This is a genomic window from Sphingomonas abaci (assembly GCF_014199625.1).
Classification (GTDB): Bacteria; Pseudomonadota; Alphaproteobacteria; order Sphingomonadales; family Sphingomonadaceae; genus Sphingomonas; species Sphingomonas abaci.
In genome coordinates, this window is the sequence record NZ_JACHNY010000028.1 from 1 (window position 1) to 6,898 (window position 6,898).

Annotated in this window: 5 protein-coding genes; 4 read left to right on the plus strand and 1 reads right to left on the minus strand. The window is 62.9% G+C overall.

All coding sequences use genetic code 11. The features are described from left to right. Positions 1 to 107: 107 nt before the first annotated feature. Both GGQ96_RS20870 and GGQ96_RS20875 read left to right on the plus strand, forming a co-directional pair. A complete protein-coding gene (locus tag GGQ96_RS20870) occupies positions 108 to 1,526 on the plus strand; it encodes an ISNCY family transposase (RefSeq protein ID WP_184117164.1) in 1,419 nt (472 codons plus the stop codon). Between the two features lie 189 nt (positions 1,527 to 1,715). Further along, positions 1,716 to 3,002, plus strand: coding sequence for a cation:proton antiporter (locus GGQ96_RS20875; protein ID WP_184117165.1), 1,287 nt, complete (start codon positions 1,716 to 1,718; stop codon positions 3,000 to 3,002). A 23-nt stretch (positions 3,003 to 3,025) separates the two neighbouring features. Here GGQ96_RS20875 and GGQ96_RS20880 read toward each other — a convergent pair whose 3' ends face one another. Continuing rightward, positions 3,026 to 3,205 carry a hypothetical protein gene (locus tag GGQ96_RS20880; protein WP_184117168.1) on the minus strand — a complete coding sequence of 60 codons (180 nt, stop codon included), beginning with the start codon at positions 3,203 to 3,205 and terminating at the stop codon, positions 3,026 to 3,028. Positions 3,206 to 3,348: 143 nt separating this feature from the next. Here GGQ96_RS20880 and GGQ96_RS20885 point away from each other — a divergent pair, with 143 nt between their 5' ends. Both GGQ96_RS20885 and GGQ96_RS20890 read left to right on the plus strand, forming a co-directional pair. Next, complete coding sequence (locus GGQ96_RS20885) at positions 3,349 to 5,190, plus strand: CHASE3 domain-containing protein (RefSeq protein ID WP_184117166.1); 1,842 nt, start codon at positions 3,349 to 3,351, stop codon at positions 5,188 to 5,190. 193 nt (positions 5,191 to 5,383) lie between these two features. Beyond that, on the plus strand, positions 5,384 to 6,673 hold the full coding sequence (locus GGQ96_RS20890) for a methyl-accepting chemotaxis protein (protein WP_184117167.1): 1,290 nt from the start codon (positions 5,384 to 5,386) through the stop codon (positions 6,671 to 6,673). Positions 6,674 to 6,898: the final 225 nt, after the last annotated feature.

Here is a 6,898-nt window from a genome sequence, read left to right on the forward strand (position 1 = left end):
GTGTAAGCGCAACGTGCAAATGACACCTCTCCGCAACTTAGAGATGACACTTTAAGCTGACAAGCGGACGTCGGGTGCCATGATCGTCGCCAGGTGGAGGCGATCGCATGACGGCGGTGATGACGATGAGCGCAGGCGAGATATCGCGGTTCGACACGCTGATGCGGGTCGACCGGCGGGAGTTGCGGATCGAGGATGCGATGGCGCTGCTCGGGCTCGCGCGACGGCAGGTGTTCCGTCTGCTGGGCCGGCTGCGCGCCGATGGTCCGGCCGGCCTCATCTCCAGGAAGCGCGGCCGTCCGAGCAACCGGCGGTTCGATGACGCCTTTCGCGCGCGTGTCATCGCGATCGTCCGCGAGCGCTATGCCGACTTCGGGCCGACGCTGGCGGCGGAGTATCTCGCCGAGGCCCACGGGATCAGGATCTCGCACGAGGCACTGCGCAAGCTGATGATCGAGGCGGGTTTATGGACGGCGAAGCGAGCGAAACGCGCGCAGGTCCACCAGATGCGCGACCGGCGTGGCCGGCGCGGCGAGCTGATCCAGGTCGACGGCTCGGACCACGACTGGTTCGAAGGGCGCGGGCCCCGGTGCAGCCTGCTGGTCTATATCGACGATGCCACCAGTGAGCTGATGCACCTCGAGATGGCGGAGAGCGAAAGTGCGTTCTCGTACATGCGCGCGACCACCGCCTGTATCCGCCGGCACGGCAAGCCGGTGGCGCTCTATTCCGACAAGCATGGCGCCTTCCGCAACAACAACGCGACCGCGGAGGGCGACGGCATGACGCATCTCGGCCGCGCGCTGAAGGCGCTCGACATCGAGATCATCTGCGCCAACTCGCCGCAGGCCAAGGGCCGGGTCGAGCGCGCCAACGGCACGCTGCAGGACCGGCTGGTCAAGGCGATGCGACTTGCCGGCATCTCGTCGATCGCCGAGGCGAACGCCTTCCTGCCCGCCTACATGGCCCGGCACAACGAGCGGTTCGCCTGCCCTCCCCGCGATCCGCAGGACGCGCACCGGATGCTGGCTCCGCGCGACGACGTCGATGCGGTGATGGTGTGGAAGGACGAGCGGTCGGTGACGAAGTCGCTCGCCATCCACCATAACAAGGCGATGTTCATCCTCGACCCCACTCCCCTCGCCCGCTCGCTTGCCGGCAAGCGGGTCCACGTCTGCGAGTATCCCGACGGACGGATCGAGATCCGCCACCACGACAAGGCCCTCCCCTACCGGGTGTTCGACAAGATGCGGCAGGTCAACCAGGCGGCGATCGTCGACAGCAAGCATCTTGGCGCCGCGCTCGCCATGGCGCAGGCGATGCAGGCGCAGAATCCGCATCACCGGAAGCGCAACAACAACGAGCCGGCGCGCAGCTCGGCGTCGTTCGGGCTGTACGCGCCGACGCAGCAGCCTGCCGGCGAGAAGATCGACCGGCGTCGCCTCTGCACGCCGAAGCTGAAACGCGGACCACGGCTGTCGAACGACGAGCTGATCGCGCGTGGCCTCGGCGAGTATGTGCGCTGAACCTGCGACGCCGTTACCGCACAGCTTGGGGCCGCCAGCTGGCCAAAAGCCCCCTCGCGAAATGCCTAGGCTTCGTGCCCAATACTGGCAGATAGTGGCACGGGTCGTAGATCGTCCGGACACAATTAAAGGAGCAGGGGCGGTCGGGAACGGCGCGCACCTGACAGCCGTTCGGCGCGTTGAGCGCGGATGCCCGTTTTCTCTCCCCCTGAGCCCTACATTCTATGGCTCACCGGTGCCGGCGTACTGATCGCGCTGGTGGCATGGCTGCCGCTGGCGTTGAGGCAGCTGCCGTTGTCGCTGCCAATCATCTGCATCGCGATCGGGGCGGGAGTGTTCTCCCTTCCCGGCGTTTCGGTGCGCCCCGATCCGCTGGTCTGGCCGCAAGTCACCGAACGGCTCACCGAGCTCATCGTCATCATCGCACTGATGGGCGCGGGGCTGAAGCTCGACCGGGTGTTCAGCTGGCGCAAGTGGAACGTCACCTGGCGGCTCCTGGCGATCACGATGCCGCTCAGCATCGGCGCGATCACGCTGATCGGAGGAGTGCTGCTCGGCCTGTCATGGACCGCCGCGCTGCTGCTGGGAGCCTGCCTCGCACCCACTGATCCCGTGCTTGCCGCGGACGTGCAGGTCGGGCCGCCGCGCAGTGGTGAGGAGGACAAGGTGCGGTTCGGTCTGACCTCGGAAGCCGGCCTCAACGACGGCTTCGCCTTTCCCTTCGTCAACCTGGCGATCGCGCTGGCGCTGGCGGCGCATACCGGTCAGCCCTGGGCATGCGAATGGGTGCTCCACAACGTGCTGTGGGAGATCGCCGTGGGCACGCTCGGCGGCTGGTTGATCGGGCGCGCCTTCGGCTGGCTGACCTTCCACGTTCCTGCCGAAACGCGGTTGGCACAGACCGGCGACGGGCTGATCGCCATTTCCGCGACGCTCGTTTCGTACGGCATCACCGAGATGTTGGACTGTTATGGCTTTCTGGCCGTGTTCATCACCGCGTTGACGCTACGCCGCTCGCACCGTGATCATGCGTTCAATCGGCAGATGCATGATATCACCGAGCAGGTCGAGCGCATCGCGATGATGGTGCTGCTGCTCCTGTTCGGCGGGGCGCTGATCGGTGGCCTGCTGGCTCCTTTGCGCAGCGTCGATGTCGTGGCCGCGATCGTCATCATCCTGCTGGTTCGGCCCGCGGCTGGTCTTGTCGGACTTGCCGGCTTCAAGGCCGACCGGCTGGAGAAGGCGACGCTCGCGTTTTTCGGTATTCGCGGCGTGGGGTCGTTCTACTATCTCGCCTATGCCTTGAACGCTGTACAATGGCACGAGGCGGAACGCCTATGGGCGATCACCGGTCTGGTGGCGCTGCTCTCGATCCTGTTGCACGGTCTGACCGTGACGCCTGTAATGCGTTGGCTTGACCGCGAACATGGCCGCGATCCGGATGCGGAGGAGGAGAGTGCGGCATCATTGGCGTAAGACATCGTCAGGCAAAGATGCCATTATCTTGGCAGCCGATCCCGAGCGCGGTGCAACTCGCGATCGGCGTCATCGATGGCAGCGAGCAGCTGACCGAAGCACGGTGTTTCGTCCACCGGAAACAGCCGGGTAAAACCTGCCCCCAGCAGGCGCAGGTCCGCTTCGGTCAACAAGCCCACAGCCACGATACGCTCTTCCGGCATTCATCACCTCGCCGATCACTTCGAATCATAATCAACGGGATAGAGCCCGACCGGGTCCGCCGATCGGCAGCGGAAAACGCTTTGGATGAACCGGGCGATATGTTGACATCGCGCCGGCAGCTCGATCTTGCTAGAGAAGCAGAATGTTTCCATCGCGTTCCTTCCTGATGCTGCTCCCGCTATCGCTTGGCTTCCTGCTTCTTGCGGTGGTGACGGGTGGTGGCCTGTGGCTCAGTGTGCGTCAGGACAGTGCGGCCAATTGGGCACGGCATAGCCTGGAAGTGGAGCGCGATCTCAACCTGGTCCATTCGCTGGTTTCGAACGCCGAGACAGGGCAGAGGGGTTATCTCCTGACCCGATCGCCAATCTATCTGCCGCCCTATAACGCTGCCGTCACGCGCCTACCCGGCCAAATCGATATGCTGGACCGGGAAACGGCCGATAATGCCGCGCAGCACAAAGCCGTTCGCACGCTGCGCCTGGCCGTGCGTGCCAAGATGGGGGAGATGGCCGCCACGGTCGAGCTGGCGCGCTTCGGCAGGGTTACAGAGGCCATCGCCATCATGCGGCAGGGCTCAGGCCAGCGCATGATGACGGGCCTCTCACGTCTGATCGAGAACATGCGAGCGGAAGAGCGACGATTGCTCGCCGAGCGAACCGCGGCAGCGGATCGCATCGCTTTCGTCACGCGTATGCTGCTTGCGACAGGCGCGCTACTCGTCATGTTGCTGGCCTATGCCGCGATCCGACAATCGGCCGACCGCATCGGGAAGCTGCACCATGCCAATGAAAAGCTTGTGGCGGAGGCAGCAGCCAGGGATCAGGCCGAAGCGCAGCTGCGGCAAATTCAAAAGATGGAAACGCTGGGCCAGCTGACTGGCGGCATCGCACACGATTTCAACAACATGCTGGCGGTCGTCATCGGTTCGCTTGATATGCTCCGCCGCCGTCTGACCGGGGCCGAAGACCCCAAGGCGATCCGCTATCTCGACAGCGCCAACGAAGGCGCTCAGCGCGCCGCCACCCTCACCGCTCGTTTGCTCGCTTTCTCGCGTCAGCAGCCCCTCGAACCCAAGGTGCTGGATCCGAACCGGTTGGTTGGAAGCATGTCCGAACTCATCCATCGCACGGTCAGCGAGGCAATCGAAGTCGAAACGGCGCTGGCAGCGGGCGTATGGCGGGTCTGCGCGGACGCGCCGCAGCTCGAGAACGCGATCCTGAACCTCGCAGTCAATGCCCGCGACGCGATGCCGTCCGGCGGCAAGCTCACAATCGAGACGGCAAACAGCGATCTGGACGAGCGCTATGCCCAGCTTCACGATGAGGTCCGGCCGGGACAATATGTGCTGGTCTCCATCACCGACACAGGGATCGGCATGCCCGAGGACGTGGCGAGGAGGGCGATTGAGCCGTTCTATACGACCAAGGGTGTCGGCAAAGGCACCGGCCTGGGGCTGAGCCAGGTGTTCGGGTTCGCCAAGCAGTCCGGCGGACACTTCAAAATCTACTCGGAGCCCGGCCGCGGAACGACGGTCAAACTCTACCTGCCTCGTCATATCGGCGAGGACATGGCACCGGGGATCAACTGCAAGGAAGGTCAGGGCGCACCCACCGGTACGGCTGACATCGTGATCCTCGTCGTCGAGGACGAAGAGCAGGTCCGTCACATGTCGGTCGATGCCTTGCGCGAGCTCGGCTATACGGTCGTGCAGGCGACCGATGGCATGCGGGCTCTCGAGCAACTCCGCACCATGCCGAAGATCGATCTGCTATTCACCGACATCGTCATGCCCGGCATGACGGGCCGCGAGCTTGCCGATCAGGCCGAAACCCTCCGCCCCGGCCTCAAGGTGCTGTACACGACGGGTTACACGCGCAACGCCGTTGTCCATAACGGGGTGGTCGACGCCGGTGTCGCATTCCTGTCGAAGCCCTTCTCGCTCGATGCACTCGCCCGCAAGGTCAGGCAGGTGATCGAAGACTGAGGGCGCGTTCATCGCGGATTCCCTATACGTCACAAACCGACAAAGCTGTTAACCTGGTTGATTTTATGGAGCCTTCCCGGAGAACCCTGTTGCCGCGCCACTCAGGATAAACGTACATGCGCAAACGTCGAACCCGGCGGATACCCTTGCATCGGCGCAGATTCGCGCAGCATGGCTTCTCAAGAGAAATCAAGTGAATTCAGCGGCGCTGACAGGATCGGAGAAGGCATACTTGCTTGACGAAGCAGCGTCGTTTTCCATAGCGCGGGATTATATCAATCATGGCATCCTTGTGATTGATGAAGAAGAGACAATCCTTTTCATTACTCCGAAGACATTGGAATTGTTCGACATCTCCGATGCCAGGGTCGCACGCGGAAATAGCTTGCGCGACTTTCTCGAATGTGTGGGAGCAAGTGTCGGATGGCCGGCTGCTCGCATTGCCTCGATCCATGCCAACCATCGTGCCTGGAAGCTGGCGGGCCAGTTCAAGGAGATTTTTCATCATTATGACGATGGTATGGTGTTGCGGATCGCTTACCATCCGCGAAATGGGGATGGAGCCGTCCTAACCTACGAGGACGTGACCCACCAACGTCAGGCGGCCGCCATGATGGAGCAACGGCAGAGCGAGGCCAGGCTATTCCATACCGACGTTCATGAGGCCAGAGGGTCGATTGCACACGCCGCAGGCGATGCGAACTCCCGCCATTCCACTATGGTTGGGTCGATGCGGGAGACCTCGGGTCGGCTTAGCGAACTCGCAGTGGCAGCAGAACAGTCGGCCCACGCGATGAGCGATGCGGCTGCGACAAACGGAGAGATCGGTCGTATTTTCCATGAACTGGTCGCCGACCTCCACGGCGTTGCGCGGGAGGCGCGACTTGCATTAAGTGCGGCACATTCGGGCAACGTGGTGGTGGATGGGCTAGCCATCCGCGCAGAGAGCGCCACGGCTATTATCGACAACATACGCTCTCTCGCGGCGCAAAGCCGCATACTTGCACTTAACGCGCAGATTGAGGCGGCGCGTGCCGGTAGCGCCGGCGCGGGCTTCGCCGTCGTCGCTCAGGCAGTTAAGGCGCTGTCGGACCAAACCGCAGAGGCGGCCATGCACACCGAGGCTGACCTGAAAGCCATTCGCGAGGCGGTTCAGAAAGCAGTTGAGGCGAATAGCACGATCGAGCGTGCCGTTGGGAGCATCAGCCGCCATGCTGATGCGGTCCGCGCCGGCAGTAGCGACCAGCAAGAGCGGGTGATTGCAGTTGCGGCCGCGATTGACGAAACTGCCCACACCGCAGAGGCGATCCGTGATAATGTTGCCGCAACAAGCGATGAGGTTACAAAGATCATGGCGATGGTGGACCAAAATACGACTCGCGTGCATGAGGTGAGCGCATGTGTTGAAACGCTAGTTGAGGGTGCTCGGCGTTTTCAAGCCGTACATCTCGACTTTACTTCTCAGCACCGACAATCGGATTAGCCTAATGCAAAGCGAAGCGCAGGCTGCTCACTCACTCACTGACCAAAACGGCGTGACCGAGCCCGCTGCTGGCGCAGCGGGTCCGAGGCGAAAGAGTCGAGAGGTCATCGCCTCAGCGGGGGCAGCGCTGCGCTGCTTGAGGGGCTCCACGCTGCCCCCGCTGCCACGAGGCAGTGTCATTTCTATCTGGCAGAGAAAGTGTCTTTTCTAAATAGCGCCGACATG

Coding starts and splice junctions, on each gene's coding strand:
- GGQ96_RS20870 (WP_184117164.1), top strand. CDS start 108: ATGACGGCGGTGATGACGATGAGCGCAGGCGAGATATCGCGGTTCGAC.
- GGQ96_RS20885 (WP_184117166.1), top strand. CDS start 3,349: ATGTTTCCATCGCGTTCCTTCCTGATGCTGCTCCCGCTATCGCTTGGC.
- GGQ96_RS20880 (WP_184117168.1), bottom strand. CDS start 3,205: ATGCCGGAAGAGCGTATCGTGGCTGTGGGCTTGTTGACCGAAGCGGAC.
- GGQ96_RS20875 (WP_184117165.1), top strand. CDS start 1,716: ATGCCCGTTTTCTCTCCCCCTGAGCCCTACATTCTATGGCTCACCGGT.